At 45.2% G+C, this 17,608-nt stretch carries 15 protein-coding genes, 1 tRNA gene and 1 pseudogene; 5 read left to right on the plus strand and 12 right to left on the minus strand.

Features of this window, described 5'->3' with window-relative positions:
• Positions 1-52: 52 nt before the first annotated feature.
• Positions 53-667 (minus strand): GNAT family N-acetyltransferase, encoded by a 615-nt coding sequence (locus tag DWW52_RS11155; protein ID WP_118715680.1) that lies wholly within the window; start codon positions 665-667, stop codon positions 53-55.
• 13 nt (positions 668-680) lie between these two features.
• A complete protein-coding gene (locus DWW52_RS11160) occupies positions 681-1,457 on the minus strand; it encodes a class I SAM-dependent methyltransferase (RefSeq protein WP_118715579.1) in 777 nt (258 codons plus the stop codon).
• 430 nt (positions 1,458-1,887) lie between these two features.
• Between DWW52_RS11160 and DWW52_RS11165 the strand changes: the two genes are divergently transcribed.
• The 3 genes from DWW52_RS11165 (at position 1,888) to DWW52_RS11175 (ending at position 4,286) form a co-directional block, all read left to right on the plus strand.
• Positions 1,888-2,751, plus strand: coding sequence for an AraC family transcriptional regulator (locus DWW52_RS11165; RefSeq protein ID WP_158582571.1), 864 nt, complete (start codon positions 1,888-1,890; stop codon positions 2,749-2,751).
• A 308-nt stretch (positions 2,752-3,059) separates the two neighbouring features.
• Positions 3,060-3,653 carry a flavodoxin family protein gene (locus tag DWW52_RS11170; RefSeq protein ID WP_118715681.1) on the plus strand — a complete coding sequence of 198 codons (594 nt, stop codon included), beginning with the start codon at positions 3,060-3,062 and terminating at the stop codon, positions 3,651-3,653.
• Positions 3,654-3,665: 12 nt separating this feature from the next.
• Positions 3,666-4,286, plus strand: a complete 621-nt coding sequence (locus tag DWW52_RS11175) for a flavodoxin family protein (protein ID WP_118715581.1) — start codon at positions 3,666-3,668, stop codon at positions 4,284-4,286.
• A gap of 391 nt (positions 4,287-4,677) precedes the next feature.
• Here DWW52_RS11175 and nudC read toward each other — a convergent pair whose 3' ends face one another.
• From nudC to DWW52_RS11220, 9 genes are all read right to left on the minus strand, one after another.
• Positions 4,678-5,511, minus strand: a complete 834-nt coding sequence (nudC, locus tag DWW52_RS11180; protein WP_118715682.1) for an NAD(+) diphosphatase — start codon at positions 5,509-5,511, stop codon at positions 4,678-4,680.
• Positions 5,512-5,733: 222 nt separating this feature from the next.
• Positions 5,734-6,270, minus strand: coding sequence for a hypothetical protein (locus tag DWW52_RS11185; RefSeq protein ID WP_118715582.1), 537 nt, complete (start codon positions 6,268-6,270; stop codon positions 5,734-5,736).
• A 16-nt stretch (positions 6,271-6,286) separates the two neighbouring features.
• Positions 6,287-7,498, minus strand: coding sequence for a DUF4857 domain-containing protein (locus DWW52_RS11190; protein WP_118715583.1), 1,212 nt, complete (start codon positions 7,496-7,498; stop codon positions 6,287-6,289).
• Between the two features lie 20 nt (positions 7,499-7,518).
• Positions 7,519-8,190 carry a hypothetical protein gene (locus tag DWW52_RS11195; RefSeq protein WP_118715584.1) on the minus strand — a complete coding sequence of 224 codons (672 nt, stop codon included), beginning with the start codon at positions 8,188-8,190 and terminating at the stop codon, positions 7,519-7,521.
• Between the two features lie 23 nt (positions 8,191-8,213).
• The gene (locus tag DWW52_RS11200; RefSeq protein WP_118715585.1) at positions 8,214-9,098 is read right to left on the minus strand and encodes an ABC transporter ATP-binding protein; all 885 of its coding nucleotides are present in this window, start codon (positions 9,096-9,098) and stop codon (positions 8,214-8,216) included.
• A gap of 19 nt (positions 9,099-9,117) precedes the next feature.
• On the minus strand, positions 9,118-10,638 hold the full coding sequence (locus tag DWW52_RS11205) for a DUF6850 family outer membrane beta-barrel protein (protein ID WP_118715586.1): 1,521 nt from the start codon (positions 10,636-10,638) through the stop codon (positions 9,118-9,120).
• A 19-nt stretch (positions 10,639-10,657) separates the two neighbouring features.
• Positions 10,658-11,857: a DUF4876 domain-containing protein gene (locus tag DWW52_RS11210; RefSeq protein WP_118715683.1), complete on the minus strand. Its 1,200-nt coding sequence runs from the start codon at positions 11,855-11,857 to the stop codon at positions 10,658-10,660.
• A 19-nt stretch (positions 11,858-11,876) separates the two neighbouring features.
• Positions 11,877-14,648: a TonB-dependent receptor gene (locus DWW52_RS11215; protein WP_118715587.1), complete on the minus strand. Its 2,772-nt coding sequence runs from the start codon at positions 14,646-14,648 to the stop codon at positions 11,877-11,879.
• A gap of 307 nt (positions 14,649-14,955) precedes the next feature.
• Positions 14,956-15,744 (minus strand): M48 family metallopeptidase, encoded by a 789-nt coding sequence (locus tag DWW52_RS11220; protein ID WP_370449508.1) that lies wholly within the window; start codon positions 15,742-15,744, stop codon positions 14,956-14,958.
• A 184-nt stretch (positions 15,745-15,928) separates the two neighbouring features.
• Between DWW52_RS11220 and DWW52_RS11225 the strand changes: the two genes are divergently transcribed.
• Positions 15,929-16,001 (plus strand) — tRNA-Arg (locus tag DWW52_RS11225).
• 73 nt (positions 16,002-16,074) lie between these two features.
• Here the strand turns inward: DWW52_RS11225 and DWW52_RS21270 are convergent.
• Positions 16,075-16,218: pseudogene (locus DWW52_RS21270) on the minus strand (cytochrome C biogenesis protein CycH); the annotation flags it as partial.
• A gap of 237 nt (positions 16,219-16,455) precedes the next feature.
• Here DWW52_RS21270 and DWW52_RS11235 point away from each other — a divergent pair.
• The gene (locus DWW52_RS11235; protein WP_148315360.1) at positions 16,456-17,580 is read left to right on the plus strand and encodes a hypothetical protein; all 1,125 of its coding nucleotides are present in this window, start codon (positions 16,456-16,458) and stop codon (positions 17,578-17,580) included.
• Positions 17,581-17,608: the final 28 nt, after the last annotated feature.

A 17,608-nucleotide genomic window follows, 5' to 3' on the forward strand; every position in this document is an offset into this window, starting at 1 on the left:
CACCCACCTATTCTTTTCCCGTGTATAAGGAAAGAATAGGTGGGTGATCATTTTAATTGGACTTCAGTTGAGAGTCGGTGACATGTTTTTCCTTGTAAGGGAATCCTTTCTCGAACTCTTCGACTTCTTCCGGGGTAACGTTGAATACCGGGTCTTCATAGAATTTTCCGCTGATACGGGATAAACTACCTTCGTGTAATTCGAAAATCATGAACGGGTCAAAATTTTCTCCTTCACGGGTGGTAATGTGGTATTGGGCGGCATTTTTGAATCCGAATCGGTGGTAATATGCGGGATTACCAAATAGGACGATAGCTTTGTAACCGAAGTTCCGAGCCGTGGCTTGGGTATGTTTTATCAGTAAAGAACCTATTCCCTGTTTTTGGAGGGAAGGGGACACGCTGATCGGTCCCAGGCAAAGAACTTCGTGTTCCATGCCCGTGTTGTCGATAACTTTGGCTTTCGTGCATATCACGTGTCCCACGATTTCCCCGTTTTGTTCGGCCACGAAATCGAGTTCCGGGATAAAACAAGGGCTTGTCCTGATCTTGTGTAACACGAGATGTTCGTCTGCTCCGGGATGATACACGTCCCAGAAGGCTTCCCGGGTGAGGTTGTCAACAAAGGCGTGGTCGGTTTCTGTTTCCAGTCTGATCGTTGTATTCATATTCCTTTTCCTTTTATTCATTTTTAATTCCGATGTAAAAGACATAGCCGTAATATTTTTTGTATTTGCGGTAATAGTTCTGTTCTTCCAGTTGATTTTGGGCGAATTGCCGGGCCGTTTCGCTGTAATCGTATTGTTCGAGGAACGATGTGACACAGGCTTGCATGGGTTTGTAGAAATGATCTAACCAGCAATCTTCAGGCACGATAAAGTGTGCTTGGGGCGTATACCCGGCGTCTTCCATTTGCTTGACTTTGTTTGGTATCGTGTCGATTTCGGCGTAATGAAAGTGCCAGAAATGATTAATCTCTTCGGGGCGTGTGGGGGTAAGCCACGAGACTTCCGACACGGCGATTGCTCCCCCGGTTTTCAGGAATTTTCTCCATTCGTTGAGTCCCCTCCGAAAACCGATATTGTAGATAGAACCTTCAGCCCAGATCAAGTCTAATTCTTCTCCTTCAAAAGGTAATTCAGCCATCGAACCTACGATGCCTGTAACCCGGTCGTCATAGCCGTGGCGTTTCATTCTCGCGTTGAAGAGGTCGATCAGCTTGGGAGATATGTCCATACCCCTGATCGTCCCGTCGGTATGGGTTGCGAGCGTGAGGGTTTGTCCCCCGCTACCGCAACCGAGGTCTGCGACTTTTGCGTCTTGCGGGAGTTTCCCGACGAGGTTTAATGCCTGGCAGGTCGTTTGTTCACTACCGGGTCCCTGACGATTTAACCGACCGAAAAAGTCCACGATCATGTCGAAATCGAAATCTTCTACTAGTTTTAGTTCTTTTCCCATAATTGATATAAATATAATGATTAAGTTTGAATCTCGCACCTTGTGGGCATGAAGATTCGGGTAAAGATTTCCGGGGTACCCGTGAGGATACTTGAAAATCGTAAAATGAAGCCAAATAAAAATTATTTTCGGGTGTGAAACTCGAATTGAAAGGTCCAGTCTGAAGAGATTACAGACTGTTAATTACGCATTTATCTTCTTAGAGTTTGTCGTTTTCAAACAGCAATGTTTTAATTTATCGTGCTCAAAGATAGTTTATTTTGAATTAAATTGATGGTTTCAACGGAAAATTCTTGTTTATCAAATATTTCTTTTGGATTTGGGCTGAAAAGAAAAGATTTTTGAACGAAATAATCATTTGCAAGATGGGTATATGTTGTATATTTGTACATGGTATATTTATAACTTACCTGTTTTCAAGCGAAATGATATGAAGAAATTTATAAAAGTTCCAACGGCTCTTGTTTCTGTTAACTGTACCAAAAGTTCTTTAAAGCTGGATGGTTGTTCGGTGATTGAATCCTGTATCCATAGCATGGGAGGGAAGGGAACCATGTTTCTGGAAGAACATTTGTTGGTGTTCGTGCTGGAAGGAACGATGACCCTTTTCTATGGAAACCAGCGGTTTGTCGTGCATGAGAATGAGATGATATTGCTGAAAAAGGCGATGTTCGTGAGATACGAAAAGGAGGGTAACCCGGATCATGATAATGTTTTTGATAGTTTGATGTTTTGCTTGAAAGACGAGTTGTTGAAAGAGTTTCTCACGATGGCGAACGTTAAAATACCCCGTATCACCGAAGAGGTGAAGAACACGGTGAACCCGATGACGGATTGTTTAGTGGCTTTTGCCCGTTCGTTGAAGCCTTATTTTAATAATCCGTCTTCCGTGAACGAGGGATTACTTCGGATTAAAATCATGGAGTTATTGTATAACGTGTCCGAGTGTAGTAAGAATATCTTCCGTCAAATACTTCAACTTCGTCAGCCTGTGCGTAATGATATCCGGCAAGTTGTCGAACAGCATTACTCGACTCCCGTGACCTTGCCGGAATTGGCTTATCTTTCCGGGAGAAGTTTATCCAGTTTCAAACGTGATTTTCAGGTGATATATAATATGCCTCCGGCACAATGGATTCGGGAACATCGGTTGGACAAGGCGAAAGACATGATCGAGAGTACGGTCATGCCCGTTTCGGATATATGCTATTCGCTGGGATTCGAGAATCCCACCCATTTTTCCCGTATTTTTAAGAACCGTTTCGGTAAATCGCCCTCGGATTATCGCCAATGAGCAAGGCGTTTCGCTTGAGTCTATAAGATCCATAAAGTCTATAAAGTCTATAAGGTCAATAGCCCCCACGGGCGCTTTATCAACGGCAGTTCTACTGCCGTTGAACTTTGTCCGAAGGACACTTGTGACTTTATGGACTTTAAGAACCGGGGGTGCAACTTTATGGACTTTATGGACCTTGTCCTTATGGACTAATAAGAAATAATATTTGAACTAAATAGCAAATCCGAATGGAGAGTATTACACTAACTTTGTAATATAGAGATAAAGCAGAGTTAACGTAATTGAACCACTAAAAAATGAAAGCTATGAGTGCAAATAGTAATGAGAATGCTACCGGGTCCACGGGGAAAAGGATTTTGATTTTAAATGGCAGTCCCCGGATGAACGGGAATACCGCAGGGTTAATCGCGTCTTTCACGGAAGGGGCGATTCAAGCCGGGCACGTTGTTGATCGCTTTGACTTGCAAAAGATGAATATCCGGGCTTGCTTGGGATGTTATAAGGGAGGGAAAGACCCCGATTCTCCCTGCGTGCAGAAAGATGATATGGATAAGATATATCCCGTTTACGAGCGTGCGGATATCGTGGTGCTTGCTTCTCCTATGTATTACTGGAGTGTCACGGGACAGTTGAAATGTGCGTTTGATCGCTTGTTTGCTGTTACCGAGAAAGACGCCGAATTCAGGAGCCCGAGTAAGAAGTGTATTATGTTGATGGCTGCCGAGGGAGATACACGGGATAACTTTGAACCGGTGGTTCATTATTATCATGCCTTGCTAAAACATCTGGGATGGACGAATTTGGGTGAAGTTTACGCGGGTGGAGTGGTGAACGTGGGGGATATCAAGGGACATTTGGCCTTGAAAGAAGCTAGGGATTTGGGCGTTTCTATTTTATAATTGATGATATATATGAAAGTTTTATTGATTAATGGTAGTCCTAACCGGTTAGGTTGTACCTACACGGCATTACACGAGGTGGAGAACACGTTGCACGGACATGATATCGAGACGGAAATTCTGTATCTGGGTAAACAGCCTGTTGCCGGGTGCATCGCTTGTATGAAATGTGCCGAGACGGGATATTGTTTCCGGGAAGATCAAGTGAGGGAGGTACAGACCCGTTTGGATGAATTTGATGCTATCGTGATCGGTTCCCCGGTGTATTACAGCGGGGTGTCCGGGCAGTTGGTGTCTTTCCTGAACCGCTTGTTTTTTGCTTCGGGCAACCGTATGGCCGGTAAACTCGGAGCGGCAGTCGTGTCCTGTCGGCGGGGCGGGGCTTCGGCTACGTTCGAACAGTTGAACCAGTATTTCACGATTAGTAATATGCCGATTGTTTCCTCACAATACTGGAATTCCGTGCATGGTTTCACCCCGGATGATGTTCGTAAGGATCGGGAAGGTTTGCAGACGATGCGTACGCTGGGCGAGAACATGGCATGGTTACTGAAATGTATCAAGCTGGGACGGGAACATGGCGTGGGGCTTCCGGAGTATGAACCGACGCAACGTACGAATTTTATTCAATGATTATTTGAATAAATGAAATCTCCGGGTGATTTTCCAATATCAGAAAATCACCCGGAGACTTGTTATTTTAATCTATTCATGACAGTGCTTTGTTTATATTTGGCTATATATATACTTACCTTGGGGTTGCTCCCGGATTACTTGTCATCCGGGTATTCTCCTACAGTTAGCTAATATACTTCAAGGTAGAGGTAATATCCAAGTATGAATATATTAATATTCAATTTTATCGAAGATGAATGCAAGGGGAATGCAGGATGAATGCTTGATGGTGATAATGAACTATCAAGCGGGTCCCGATGGGGTGATAATGAAAAATAGTGTTTCTATAATTTTGGTATAGTGTATTGCATGTTTTGTTTATCCTATGGTATGTTTGGAGATCGCGTGTTTATCGGTTCCCGTTCCTGAAATGCTCGATCATTTCGCTGGTAAGGCTGATATCGGATTCGGTGGCGGGGATGTTTTCCCGGTCGAACCACTCGGCGAGGGCGAGTTCTTCCCGGTCGAGAGTGATGTGGTTGTCACCGTCCATTTCGGCAAAGAAGCCCATTAACAAGGTGTCGGAGAAAGACCATGGTTGGCTTTTGTAGTATCGCAGGTTTTTGACGTGTAATCCTACTTCTTCCATGACTTCGCGTTTCACGGTTTCTTCAATGCTTTCGCCGATCTCGGTAAACCCGGCGAGTAGGGCGTAACGGGTATATTCCCGGTTGGCGTATTTGGATAACAGGATTTTATTCCCGTTGGTTACGGCGATGATGACCGCGGGCATGATTTTCGGGTATTCCGTGTTGTTACATTTCTCGCAGTATAGCATTCGTTCTTTATCGTGACGTACGAGCCGGTTCCCGCAATGACTGCAATAGCGGTGGTTGTCGTACCATTTGTAGAGGCTGTAAGCCGTGATCCCGGCAAAGGCCAGGTGACGGGGATTACTCGTTCGGAAAATTCCGGTGTCTTTCATTTCGAATTCCGGTTGTTCTTCCGGGAGGTGATTGACCAGATAGAAACACTCGTCATCAATGGCAAACAAGTAAATAGCTTCCTGATAGATTTCCTCCCGTGCGTTGGTTAATTCTTCGAAACGGGGAAAACGTAGGGTCGGGCTGTCTTTGCCAACCAGTACGGAATGCCCGTTGAAGTACAGGGCGTAACTTGTTGTTTCAGGACGTTTGGTTTTGTAAGCGTTCGAAAACGTGCGGGGAGCTATATCTTGAATCATACCTTGATTTATATTATCATTGAACGATTTGAATTCGGGGGGCAAAGGTATGAAAAATTTAAAATTAAAAAGAGTTCATAAAGTTCATAAGGTTTATAAAGTTCATAAGGTCAGTAGACCCTGGCGGGCGCTTTTTTCACGGCAGCCAGAGCTGCCGGTAAGCCTTGTCCGAAGGACACCCGTAACTTTATAAACCTTATAAACTTTACGAACTTTACAGACTCATTTCACCATATCGTAGTCAATACCGTTGACGTAGTAAATGGCATAGAAGTCTTTGTTATTATTTTTCATCCATTCCCGCATTTGGAGGATGCTGTTTTTCTCGGAATTGCAATGTGCCTCGTCTTTTTCGCCGTCGGCTTCTTCTTTGGCCAGTTCTTTTTCCCAGTTATCAATATATTCCTGTGAAAGACGTTGTTCTTGTAAAATTCCGGTCACGACGATCTCGGAATTGACGAGTTCTTTATTGAAAGCTTGGATGTTACCGCCGGCTTCAACCCGGATGGTGAGTTTTCCCGTCGAGTCGGCGATGAAACAACGGCGTCCCGAGTGAGAACAGGTGTGTGTCACGATACCTTTCAAGACGATCGTGTCGTTGATTTGCTGCTCGGCCTTGCTGAGTAAACCGTTAACGTCCACGGCCTTTTGAACCGGGGATATTTCGGTTACGGTTTCTTTCTTTTGGGTATTCTTACAGGCAACGATAGCAAGGGTTGCCACACATGCGATGATAAAAATAAATGTCGTTCTTTTCATGATTATATTATTAATGTTATTTCTTCAAGCGAGCTAAAATACATACGGTTATAAACCCGGCAAATCCCGTGAACAGCGTGATTATACTTGCTAGATATTTCCCGTAAGATTTTTCTTTGCGATAGAGGACAAAGGTAAGCAATGTCAGGATAATATTTATCCCGAAAGAGGGGAAATAATATCCGGAAATCCGGGGATACACGTAGCTGTTCGTACTGTCTTGGAAGTTTACCGTGAACGGGAACAGGTAGGGGAGTGTTTTATCCCATTGGGATTGACGTGCGGGACGGAACAGGCTATCTACTTGTTGCATGTTCTCGTTTTTTAAAGCGTAGGTGTATTCCCCGTCGGCGGATTCTTTGACCACGGTCCAGAAGAACATGTTGGCCATGATGGATACCCGGTCTTTGTCGGGATCGACGTTTTCCAACACTTTCACAAGTCCGTACCCGTCCGTGGAGAGGTAGTAGAGCGTGTGGTTCGTGTCGAACAGGAACCCGTACAGGCTTTTATTTTCAATGTCCATGGGGAACATGCACGATACGTTGATTGTTTCCCCGGCTTTCGTGTCTTTGACAAAAGGTTTGCCGTTTGTCATTTTCACATGGAGAAGACGGCCTTGACTATCCAGCACGAAATAACCTTCATCGTAAGCTTTCTGGCTCGTGGGTATTCCTGCCACCCACTGGGCGGGTGCCGTGAATCCGGCCCTTTGAAGGGCTTGCTGGAAGCGTGCGGATTTCTGCTCGTCGACTTGGTTGGTGGCCATGTCAATGAATTCGATTTTGTCTTTCAACCGGAACATATCGCTGGGATTTTCCAGATCGACTTTTCCCGAGCAGGATTCGAACATCGGGTAGAGTTCGATCACGGGGGTGTTTTTGTCTTTCGGTTTGTACCAGAAGAAGAAGTTGTTGCGGGCAATCGAGTGAAGATCGACCGGAACACCTTGTATCGAGTCGGGAAGAGCGTTCTCCATGGCTAACTGACGGTAATAAAACATGGGTAATACCCGGTCGAATTCGGCATCCGTGTATTCCTTACCACTCATGTCTTTCCCCTGCACGTTATCATTTTCCACGTCGATGTAGCAGAATTGGTTGATCACGGAGCTATAATAAGTGAACGGGTAACGAGAGGAGGAGTCCAAGGTTAACTGGACGAGAGACGGGATAATCCAAGATAACAGGAAAATGGATAACCCGATGTATAATATTTTTATTTTCATTTGCTTGAAGTTTAATCGTGTTATTGCATTCCTTCTTTAAAATGTTTAATGGAGATTTTGGGATAGATCGCCAAAAGTACGAGAACCCCGTACAGGAAGGGAAGCATGTATACGTAACTGCCCGGAACTCCCTGTATCATGAACAGGGACACGAGCAACAGGCCGATAATGGCGTTATATACGCGTTGTGCCCACACGGGTTCGAGGATGATCCACGCCGTGAGCAGGTAAGTTGCGAACCCGCACAATATCTGGGGTAAGACCGTGGAGAACCAGGCTGCTACCACTTCTCTCGGGAAGCTGGAGGACAAGCCCCACAGGAATCCCCCGTAACTGACGGTGAAGAGAGTTAATAGGCAAATAACGCCGAACCCTAGCATGAGGAATAAAATACGGTTTTCTCCCAGGGGGAGGTGCAGGGTTAGTTTAAACCGCTTTTTGGTCATTTCCGGGATAAACTGGGTGATTCCCATGACGATTCCGGCGAGTAGCGGGAGGACTTTTATCTGGTCAAGCAAAACGACGTTTTTCAGGATAAATACTTCCCATAAATGGGGCATGCCGACGTTGCGTGCGGCACTCGATATACGTAAAGCGATATATCCCATGGCGAGGGCGAATACTGCGAACATTAAGAGGATCATCCAGCGGGTTTTGATCCACTCTTTGAAAAGTAGTGCTTTATTCATCATTGTTTCCGTGTTGTTTTTTTAGATTAATATTTCCCGGTTAAACCGATAAAGGCATCTTCGAGGGATAGTGATTCCATTTTGAGGTCAGGGATTGATGCTCCCCCGGATTCCAGTATTTGCCGGACGTGTTCGAGGGACTCGAAAGAATAAACTTCCCATTGCCCGTTGTTTTTCTCTGCATTCCACAGCGATTCGTGTTGCACGGGAGTTTGCCCGTCAGCCAGCGAGAAGCGGAAGCGGTGGAAGTTTTCCATGATTTCCCGGGTCGGCTTGTGTATGAGTAATCGTCCGTAATCCAGAATCATGCAATCATCAATCAGGAGTTCCATGTCTTGGATGATGTGCGAGGTCAGAAATATGGTTTTATTCCCGCTAGAGGCGAAATCCCGCAGGTATTCGACGAACAGACGGCGATACCCGGGATCAAGGCCCATGGAGAAATCATCCAGAATGAGCAGTTCCGGGTCTTGGGCGAATAACAAGCCTAACGCTACTTGCGAGCGTTGGCCGCATGACATGTGGTTGATCTTTTGGTGGGGAACCACTTTTAGTTTTTCCATTAAACCGTAGAACGCGTCCCTGTTCCAGTTCGGGAAAAAAGCACGGTAATATTTTTCTATCTGTTCTATCGTGAAATAGGTGTGTTGTACATGACCTTCCAGTAATAACCCGATCTTGGCTTTCGTGGCGGGAGTGAGGTGATTCATGTTCTCGCCGAGAAGGTAACACTCCCCGGAACGAGGTTTCAGGTAACCATTCAGGATGTTAATAATGGTTGTCTTGCCTGTCCCGTTTTTCCCGAGTAACCCGAGTACTTTGCCTTTTTCAACTTCAAAGTTCAGGTTCTCGTAGATTAGTTTCTCTCCGTAATAGTGCGTTATGTTGCGACACTCGATTACTTTTTCCATTACAAAATGATGTTAGTGATTAAAACACGAAACCACAATGTGCTTGCAGCGTTTCCCGGTGCAAGTCGCTTTTGTAGGAGTCGTGTTGCCAGTTTAATTTGATGAAAATGCCCCTGTTTTTGGGTAGGGTATAATTCCAGCGCAATTCGATATTCGTGGTCCAGTTGTTGGTTGATAAATTGTCGTAAGCCGCGTAAACACCGGCTAGGGCGATTTGTTCCTTGTTGATTTCCGTGAGTTGCAGGTCGGCTGTTGAATTATTCCGGTATTCGCCGTCCAGGGTAAGCTGGAAGGCCGACTTTTTGTATCCCGCGGAGGCGAAGAAATTCATTCCCCCGGACAGGTATTCCAGTTTCATGACACGGGCGGGATCGAGGTATTCCATTTCGAACGAGTTGAAACCCGCTCTTGGGGACACGTACCACGTGAGGCGTTGATTCTTGTCACGTCCGTACACGCCCGAAAGGGTGATGTCGGTCCGTTTCACGGATAATTGTTCCGCCTCACCCGTTTTTTCATACACGTTTGTAGAAGCGCTCCCGATGAGTGATTCGATACCTTTTCGCTTCTGGTAGGATGCTTTTGTCCGGATCCCCCATTGATGTACGGATTGGAAGGAGGTGTAAGCGAGTTCCGCTTTCATCTCGTTCTGTTTGAGTTCATTCAGGGGGAGATCATTCAGATCTGAAATGATTTTCTCGAAAGAGAATTTTTCATACCCGAAAGCCCCGGATAGTCCGGTTTTGTTCCGGGGAAGAATTTCAATGCTTGCCCCGTAGCGTTCCCCGTCGTAATAGATGGACGTGGCTCCCCGTCGGAAACGGACGTAATCCATGCCCAGACCGCTTAAATTATAGGTGACCGCGGAACCCAGTTCGCTAAAGAATTTGAGGTCGTTGGTTTGCTTGTATTTCCCGGCATGCAGGGCGATTCCCGCTAAGTATTGTCGGTTGAGTTTCACCGATATCCCGATAGACGCTCTCAGGTCGGAAACGATGTTTTTCGGGCGGGGATCTATTTTTCGGTATTCGATGAGGGCCCGGTAATTACCATATATACCCCACGTCAGACGCTCATGCTCCTGTGCATAACCTCCGGCGAAATAGTACTCTTCGAAATCCATTTCGCCCCCGATAGAATCGGCAACCACGTAAGGATATACCATTAAATAATCAGATGCCTCGTTCCATTCTACTTTTTCTTTCCGTCCCTTTTTGAAATAGGCACTTCCCCATACTTTGCTGTTGGCTTTCAGCGGCATGTAGGAAAATGCGTTAAAAGAGAAATTGCTCACTTCCGAACCAAGTTGGGGCAGGATGGCTTTATTGGCATTCTGTTGTTTCCAACCGATTTGAATTTCCGATATGGAAAAAGTATGGGCATAGTAGTTTATTGCCGGGTTGTCATAGAGTTGTGACACGAAATTCTCCGTTGGGGAGAAGTAGGTTCGTGTGCGGGTGTTTACCGGAATACTATCCTGAGCCCAAACCCCGAAGGTTTGAAATATAAGACTGAAAACCAGAATGAAACGAGAGATCATGATTTTGTTGGTTTAATAATTATTGTTTTAGAGACGGGGTGGCTTCGGGCGTGAAATCCAACGTGGAGTTGTTGGAATCTGCTAGAATAGCTCTTCCGTCTTCCGTGGTTGAGAAGGTTTTCCGGAGTACACTTTTCCCGTATCGGTTATTATCCTTGTCGATCACGCCGCAGTAGGTCCAACCCATGTCCAGCGTGGGGGAGGTAACAATCCATTGGAATTCAGATTTAACACTTAGGTTGACTGCATCGACAATCATTTCGTTGGGAACTTTATAGCAACTTTCAGCTTGAGGAATTTCGTATTCCCCGAAAATGAACATCCATTCGTAATCGTAAGTATAATTCTTTAAGAATTCTTCCATGTCTCCCAGGCGAGCGATCGCGTAACTGCGGAATCCGCGATTGTGAAATATGAATTTGCCGTAGGGGGTAAGTATGTTTGGCACTTCTGGGTTGTCAATGTCACCCCCGTCATCGTAATAAATTTCGAAATTCGCTTTGCTTAGGTCAAAGGATTGAGAATTTTGAGCGTGATGGTTGATGGCGTTGTCCGCGATAATCATGAATTCTCCCGGGTTAACCGGATGTTCCGTGCCGCTTCCCGGTATGGTCAGGATTGAGCTGACCGCCATGGCTTGATTCATGATATTGGGCGTGTAGTCTTGTTTATCCACGGTAAGGAATGTTGATTCGAGGATAGATAGCCCGTCAGCGTAAAGTACTTTATCCGTGTTGTTATAAATTTTGATGTACTTGTCACCGTCGTATTGTTTTCCTTCTTCGGTAAGTGTTCCCGTGAAGAATATTTCGGCAATGATGAAATCCGAAGATATCTGGCTCACGAACAATTCGGTGGTTAAAGATGCACTTGCTCCGGTGATGTTAACCGATTCCTCGTATCCCCGGATTTGTCCATTCATGTTCTTGCCTTCTCTCTTGTATTGAATGGCACCTTCCATGCTGATGTGGTACATTCCCTCGGGAATGGTTACGGTTACCTCGTTATTGGCAAAGGAGTTGTCACTGATCACCCGTCCCGTGTTGACATTCGTGAAGTTTACGACCATGTTGGAAATACTGGGATCCTCGTAGTCGGCGGGGAGTGTCGTTGTTAATTTGAATTCGGTCGTCTGGATGTTTTTGTCATCGTCCGTGCATGACAAGAGGTTGAAGATCGTCATGATCAACAAACTGAAAATAATAAAGTTATTTTTCATGTTCATCGTTTTATTTGTTTTATAATTTAATATTCAATTCCATTCCGAAATAAGGGATCGCCTTTCTTCTTACTTTAAGCCCGTTGGATTCGTAGTCCGGGTTGTAATCCAGGATGTTTGTCACGAACATGGAAAGCCCTATTTTTTTATTAAAATATTTTGTCGCCGAGAAGTTGACATTGACAGATATGGGTACCGTCGTTTTTTTGAATGCAGCTTCGTTGTATTTTTCAATCAAATGTTGGCGTTCAACATGTGTGTAGTCGGCTTCGGTATAATCGTGTTCTTCTCCTTTGATGTCGACGTATTTGATCGGGACCCCGTTTTTCTTCATGCTTTGTTTGTTAGAGAGCCACATACATTCTACCGTGGTGGCGAAATTCAGTCCAAGCGGTTGCAAGTACGTGTCGAACTTGAAATTCGTGTTGAACTGTTCCCGGATATACCCGTCGTCGTCCAGGTATAACCCGACGTATTTTAAGTATTCTCCGTTAAGCATGACGCTCGGTTGCTTGTATACCGGCTGGCTGTTGCTGTATCTCGATTTAAACCAAGCCCCGGTAATAGTGATTTTAGTGCGGATGGATTCGATTCGGTTGGAGGAGTATTGGAACTCGATTCCTTCTTTGACGATCATACTTCCGTTGGTGAGCATCCCGTAAGTACGGATAACCGTATCGGTTGTGTAGGTCAAATCTTCCAATTGAGGGGGACCTTCCAAGGAGGTATGGTCTATGGTTGACGTGTCATATTTCTTGTATTGAAAAGATCGGTGATAACTTGAATTCCTGAATCCGGAAGTCATCTTCTCGTAAAAATAGTTCACGGAAAACAAATGTTTGTTATAATCGAAATCCAGACGAATTTCCCATTTCCGGTTCCGGGCAGGTTCCAGGTTGAAGTTCGTCGGATTGATGATATAAGTCATCATGTTTATCCGGCGATAGTCGCTATTGGAATGGTAATAATTTAATTGGGTAAGATCATGATAGATCATTTCCGGGTAGAGTTGTGACATGACGGGCATTTTTCTTTGCCAGCCGATACCTCCCGCGATCTGAATGTTTAATTGTCGGTCACGAATAAATAGTGCCGGAAATTTCCACAAGGTGTTAACCCGCGGATCGACGTATATTTTGCCTTGCATCCGGTAGGTATTGTCAAGGTTGAGTGGCGAAAAGGCCCGTATCCCTCCCGAAATCATCAGGTGATGTCGTTTGACGGGGACCGAAATACCGTCTTCAAGGAAGAACGAAATCATGTGATTTGCCGGAATGGCATCGTATGGACGAGCCCGGTACGCTGACGAGGGATAAAGGGGAAGCTCAGGATCGTACACTTGTCCTTTTCCCAAGTTTTTACTCATCTGCCATTCGACTCCCGCTTTCAATTTGTTGGTCGTGTTGAATAAGTTTATGTCATATTGCCCCATCGCTTTCACGTAAGCGTTGATCGGTTGCCCGTCTACTTCCAGGTACGCGGTGTATTTGTAGGGAAGAAATATCCCGTCGTGTTCGCCTTCTTCGGTGTTATTCGGGATGGACGTGTCCTTGTCCAGCGAGATGAATTTGGTTTGTTTTATTTTATTGCTGGAATAATCCACGGAGGCTGTCAGGTTGATAAATTGCCATTTACTGTATTGGGCGAATGTCCATGTCAGCGTGTTCGCCAAGGATACGCGGTGATAACTGGATTTATACTTGTCTATTTTTTTATAACTGATATCGGGATCACTTTTTTCATCGTCGATGGATTGCCCGTAATCCAGGTCTATGCTCCATGATAGTTTGCGGATTCCGGTTTGCCATTCCCGTACGGCGTGTGTCATAGCGGATAATCTTTTATAACTTTCCAGGTTATTGCGCGGATCAATCTTGGCGTCGAGGTAATCGAAACCGAAGTTTAATGCCCAACCGTTTTCGCATTGGAAACCTTTTCCCACGTACACGAGTTTACTCTCCGGGTCTGCTTTTACACGAACGTCCCAGGGTTGCAGACCCGATTTACGTTGAATCTTGATCACCCCGCTAGTGAGTTCCCCGTACTCGACGGAGGGAATCCCTCGTATGATTTCCACGCTCTCGATAAAGTCGGTGGATAACGTCCGCATGTCAACCCCTTTGCCGATGCTGTTCCGGTAATAATCGTGATCGCTTTGATAAGACCCTAGAACGTGTTGCATGTTCGCGTCCGTGTTGATAGGAACCCCGTTGATAAGGAATGAAGTTCCAAGAGATGAAACGTCGTAGTCTTCACTGGTAACACCCACCTCTCTAAGTCGTATCTGGTTGACACCCCCCAGGGCGGGATCTTTTGTCCTTCCTCCAGGTAACAGGGCGAGAATATCCGTGAAACTTGACGGTTGTAACAGGTCTATGGCTTTCCGGTTTATCTTGGAAGAGGTGGTTAATCCTCTCGATTCGGAAGCGGTGACGATTATATCTTGTAGGGTGATGTTATCCGGTTGCAGTAGAAATGACAGGGTCGTGTCCCGTGTCACGGACAGGGGATGTTGCAAGGTGGTATAACCGATGAAAGAGACATTCAGGATATAAGTCCCGGCAGGCACGTTTTTTATACTGAAAAAGCCTTTCGTGTCACTGATGGCGTGGAGTTGTACGGAATCATTTTTTAATAATACGGTGGCGAATTCCAATAATTCTTTTGTCTTGGCATCTTTTATGTTGCCTTGCAAGTGAATTCGTGCCTGGTTCTGAGCGTTAACCGAGAACGTGACAGATAAATAAGCCAGTAAGCAAAGTACTTTGATAAACCTAAATGTGTATTTCATCACCTATTTCTTTTTGTGCAGGCAAAGTTATAGGGTTGAATAATATGAATCTATCACTAAAAATGAGGATATTTAACTAACGCTCTCGCCATTCGTGATAGGGGTGGTGGCGTGCTAATTGTGCGTGTCTGGCTGCAAGTTGCTTGTGTTTGCGGGAGGGGGAACGGGTAATGGGAACCTCCCTAAGAATAGGGAGGAGAGGGAATGTGTTTTAGATTTAGAGATGTATCTTATAACTAGTATTAGGGGGTGGGATATAAAAAAAGTGACTTGTTCAGTTCAAGTCACCTTTTTATTAAAGTAGTGATTACTTTTGTAATTTATCCGCTCTTTCTTTTAATCTGGCAGCACGGGCTTCGCTGTCCGGGTGAGAGGAGAACATTTGCTGGATACGGGAAGCTTTTTCGCCTCCTCCTTTAGAGAGTTCTACCAGTTTGTTCAAGGCTTTTGACATGGCGTAGGGATCAACTTTTTGCTGAAGACAGAAATCAAAAGCGTAATCGTCGGCCGCGTATTCTTGTTTCTGGGAGAATTGTGCGCCCATGAAGGCTTCGGCCAGGTCCCCCAGTTGGGAATCCGTTAGTTTGGACACTTTGTCGCTCATGGCTCCGACTGCATTCTTGGCGGCTGAACGGAGGTAAGCGTTTTTCATGGCATGTTTGGTGTCTTGGTGTACCACGTGCCCAATTTCGTGTCCGATGACGGCTAACACCTCGTCGTCTGTCATGAGTTCCATTAATCCGGCGAAAATACGGATACTTCCGTCCCCGCAAGCAAAGGCGTTCACGTCAACAACCTCGTAAACGGCGAAGTTTAAATTCAAGCCTTCGATAGCGGGAAAGTTTGCCGTGATCTTGGCCAAACGTTTTCCCAGTTCGCTATCCGGAGCAGCGATTTTATTATGGGTATCAACCCATTGGATGTATTCTTTGCTCATGTTGGCGATGTCCTCGTCCGAGAGCGTGATGGCCCCGGCTGCATCTTTCCCGGCTTGAATGGCTTTTTTGGTATCAATTTTCATCTTGCCGATTTTGATTTGTGCTTGTAAAGATATTACCCCGGCAAGTAGTAGGGTTAACATGAATAGTTTTTTCATCTTCATTATGAATTTATGTCTGATTATTAAGTATTTCCTGATTTACGCCTTGTTTTCTCGTTTCGGGAGGCAAAATTAAGTATTTCCAGCAAACGAGCAAAGGGTATGAATTATTTAAAAATATTCGTCCGGGAAGTGACCAAGTGAAAGAAATTATATTACCTTTGCATCGCTCAAATGAAAAGGACTCGTAGCTTAATGGATAGAGCACTTGGTTACGGCCCAAGAGGTTGTGGGTTCGACTCCCGCCGAGTTCACTGAAATGACAAAAATGATAAGCCTTGTAAATTTACCGATTTACGAGGCTTTTTCTTTTCAATGTATGGGGATTTAATTGTTCTTATTAATCAAGTTTACTGTCACTTTTACCGTTGTATCCATTTCTTCGGAGCGGCTTTCGGCTATCATCAGCGTTAGGGCTACAAGAGTGTTGTTACCGATGCGTTTGCTGCCGTCAGCATGGTATAAAATACCGTATAAATTGAGTTGGAATTCGAGCCGAGAAGAGGGCGTAACGGGAGCATATCTTGGTAATGGAGGGGTAATAAAGACGACTTAACTTGTCTTTGTCTCGTCTTTATCTTGTCTATGTCTTGGCTGTGTTTGCTGATTTTTTGCTTAATTTTGGAGAATTTTACCTCGTTATGGGAAAAAGTTCGTGACATATTTAATACAAATGTCATATTTTTACGTGTGATAAATGTTATTTTTGTGGAGCGATATAAAAACACGAAAATGGAGAAGACGGTTTATTTTTTAGGATCGGGATTTTCTAAGGAGGCGGGAGGTTTGGTTCAGAATGAGATTATCAGGACGATTCTGGACGAGGATTTCACGCGGGGGAACGAGCGGTTAATCAAGGCGAAGGATAATTTCCTCGGCTTTTTGAAAGAGGAATTGCATATTTACGAGGATCATTATTGCAACGTGCAGTTGGAGGATATATTCACGCCGATAGACCGGTGTATCTGGGACGGGCTTTCGATCGGGCGGTACAGTGCGAGGGGATTGGTGGAGTTGCGGGAGGAGTTTAACGCCTTGATGGGGGCAGCGGTGAATTATAGTTTCATGAAAAATAAGGCTTGTTGTGATTATATCGACGAGTTTGCGGAATATATAAACGGTATCGCCCGGCAGCGTATGGTGGACGGGGAGGATCGGGTGTCGGTGATTACCACGAATTGGGACGTGATGTTTGATCATGCCTTGAAACGGGCGATCGAGAACGGGCAGCCGGAAAAGTTGAGCGTGGTGGATTATTGTTGTTACGTGAGTTCGTGGGAGGCGAATGACGATACGATCAAGCCGGGATTGCTTGCCGTGGGATATGGGGGATACAATATTAAATTATTGAAGTTGCATGGGTCGATGAACTGGTTTCAATGTCCCATGTGTCAGCGTATGTACGTGCGGTTTGGCGAGGAGATCGCTATAATGAAAGCCGCTTATTGCCGTCATTGCCGGAAAAATTATGGTATTCCTGAGATCAATTCTATCAAGTTGCAGAGTAATTTGTTGTTACCGACGTACTTGAAGAATCTGAGTAATATCCAGATCAAACTGGTATGGCAGAACGCGGCGATCGAGTTGTCTGAGGCGAGCCGCATCGTGTTTATCGGGTATTCGTTGCCTGCTGCCGATTTCGAGATCCGGCAGTTGTTGGCCCGGATGATTCGCCCGAACGCGGAGATTCAGGTCGTGCTTTATCCTAAAAGTTCTCACGTGGAGGCGGAAGCCGAACGCTACCGGAATTTCTTCGGGAGCCGGATTTCCGAACAGGATATCATGCGGTTGACGGTGCCGGAATACGTGAGAAAACTAAAAGATAAAAACTAAAAAATAAAAGTCATAATACTCCCTTAAT

The organism is Odoribacter sp. AF15-53, from assembly GCF_003479425.1.
In the GTDB taxonomy this organism is placed as follows: Bacteria; Bacteroidota; Bacteroidia; order Bacteroidales; family Marinifilaceae; genus Butyricimonas.

Bases quoted from the DNA above. Each gene is read 5' to 3' on its own strand.
- DWW52_RS11200 (WP_118715585.1), bottom strand. From the start codon at position 9,098: ATGGAAAAAGTAATCGAGTGTCGCAACATAACGCACTATTACGGAGAG.
- nudC (WP_118715682.1), bottom strand. From the start codon at position 5,511: ATGATTCAAGATATAGCTCCCCGCACGTTTTCGAACGCTTACAAAACC.
- DWW52_RS11160 (WP_118715579.1), bottom strand. From the start codon at position 1,457: ATGGGAAAAGAACTAAAACTAGTAGAAGATTTCGATTTCGACATGATC.
- DWW52_RS11220 (WP_370449508.1), bottom strand. From the start codon at position 15,744: ATGAAAAAACTATTCATGTTAACCCTACTACTTGCCGGGGTAATATCT.
- DWW52_RS11155 (WP_118715680.1), bottom strand. From the start codon at position 667: ATGAATACAACGATCAGACTGGAAACAGAAACCGACCACGCCTTTGTT.
- DWW52_RS11215 (WP_118715587.1), bottom strand. From the start codon at position 14,648: ATGAAATACACATTTAGGTTTATCAAAGTACTTTGCTTACTGGCTTAT.
- DWW52_RS11170 (WP_118715681.1), top strand. From the start codon at position 3,060: ATGAGTGCAAATAGTAATGAGAATGCTACCGGGTCCACGGGGAAAAGG.
- DWW52_RS11175 (WP_118715581.1), top strand. From the start codon at position 3,666: ATGAAAGTTTTATTGATTAATGGTAGTCCTAACCGGTTAGGTTGTACC.
- DWW52_RS11210 (WP_118715683.1), bottom strand. From the start codon at position 11,857: ATGAAAAATAACTTTATTATTTTCAGTTTGTTGATCATGACGATCTTC.
- DWW52_RS11195 (WP_118715584.1), bottom strand. From the start codon at position 8,190: ATGATGAATAAAGCACTACTTTTCAAAGAGTGGATCAAAACCCGCTGG.
- DWW52_RS11165 (WP_158582571.1), top strand. From the start codon at position 1,888: ATGAAGAAATTTATAAAAGTTCCAACGGCTCTTGTTTCTGTTAACTGT.
- DWW52_RS11185 (WP_118715582.1), bottom strand. From the start codon at position 6,270: ATGAAAAGAACGACATTTATTTTTATCATCGCATGTGTGGCAACCCTT.
- DWW52_RS11190 (WP_118715583.1), bottom strand. From the start codon at position 7,498: ATGAAAATAAAAATATTATACATCGGGTTATCCATTTTCCTGTTATCT.
- DWW52_RS11205 (WP_118715586.1), bottom strand. From the start codon at position 10,638: ATGATCTCTCGTTTCATTCTGGTTTTCAGTCTTATATTTCAAACCTTC.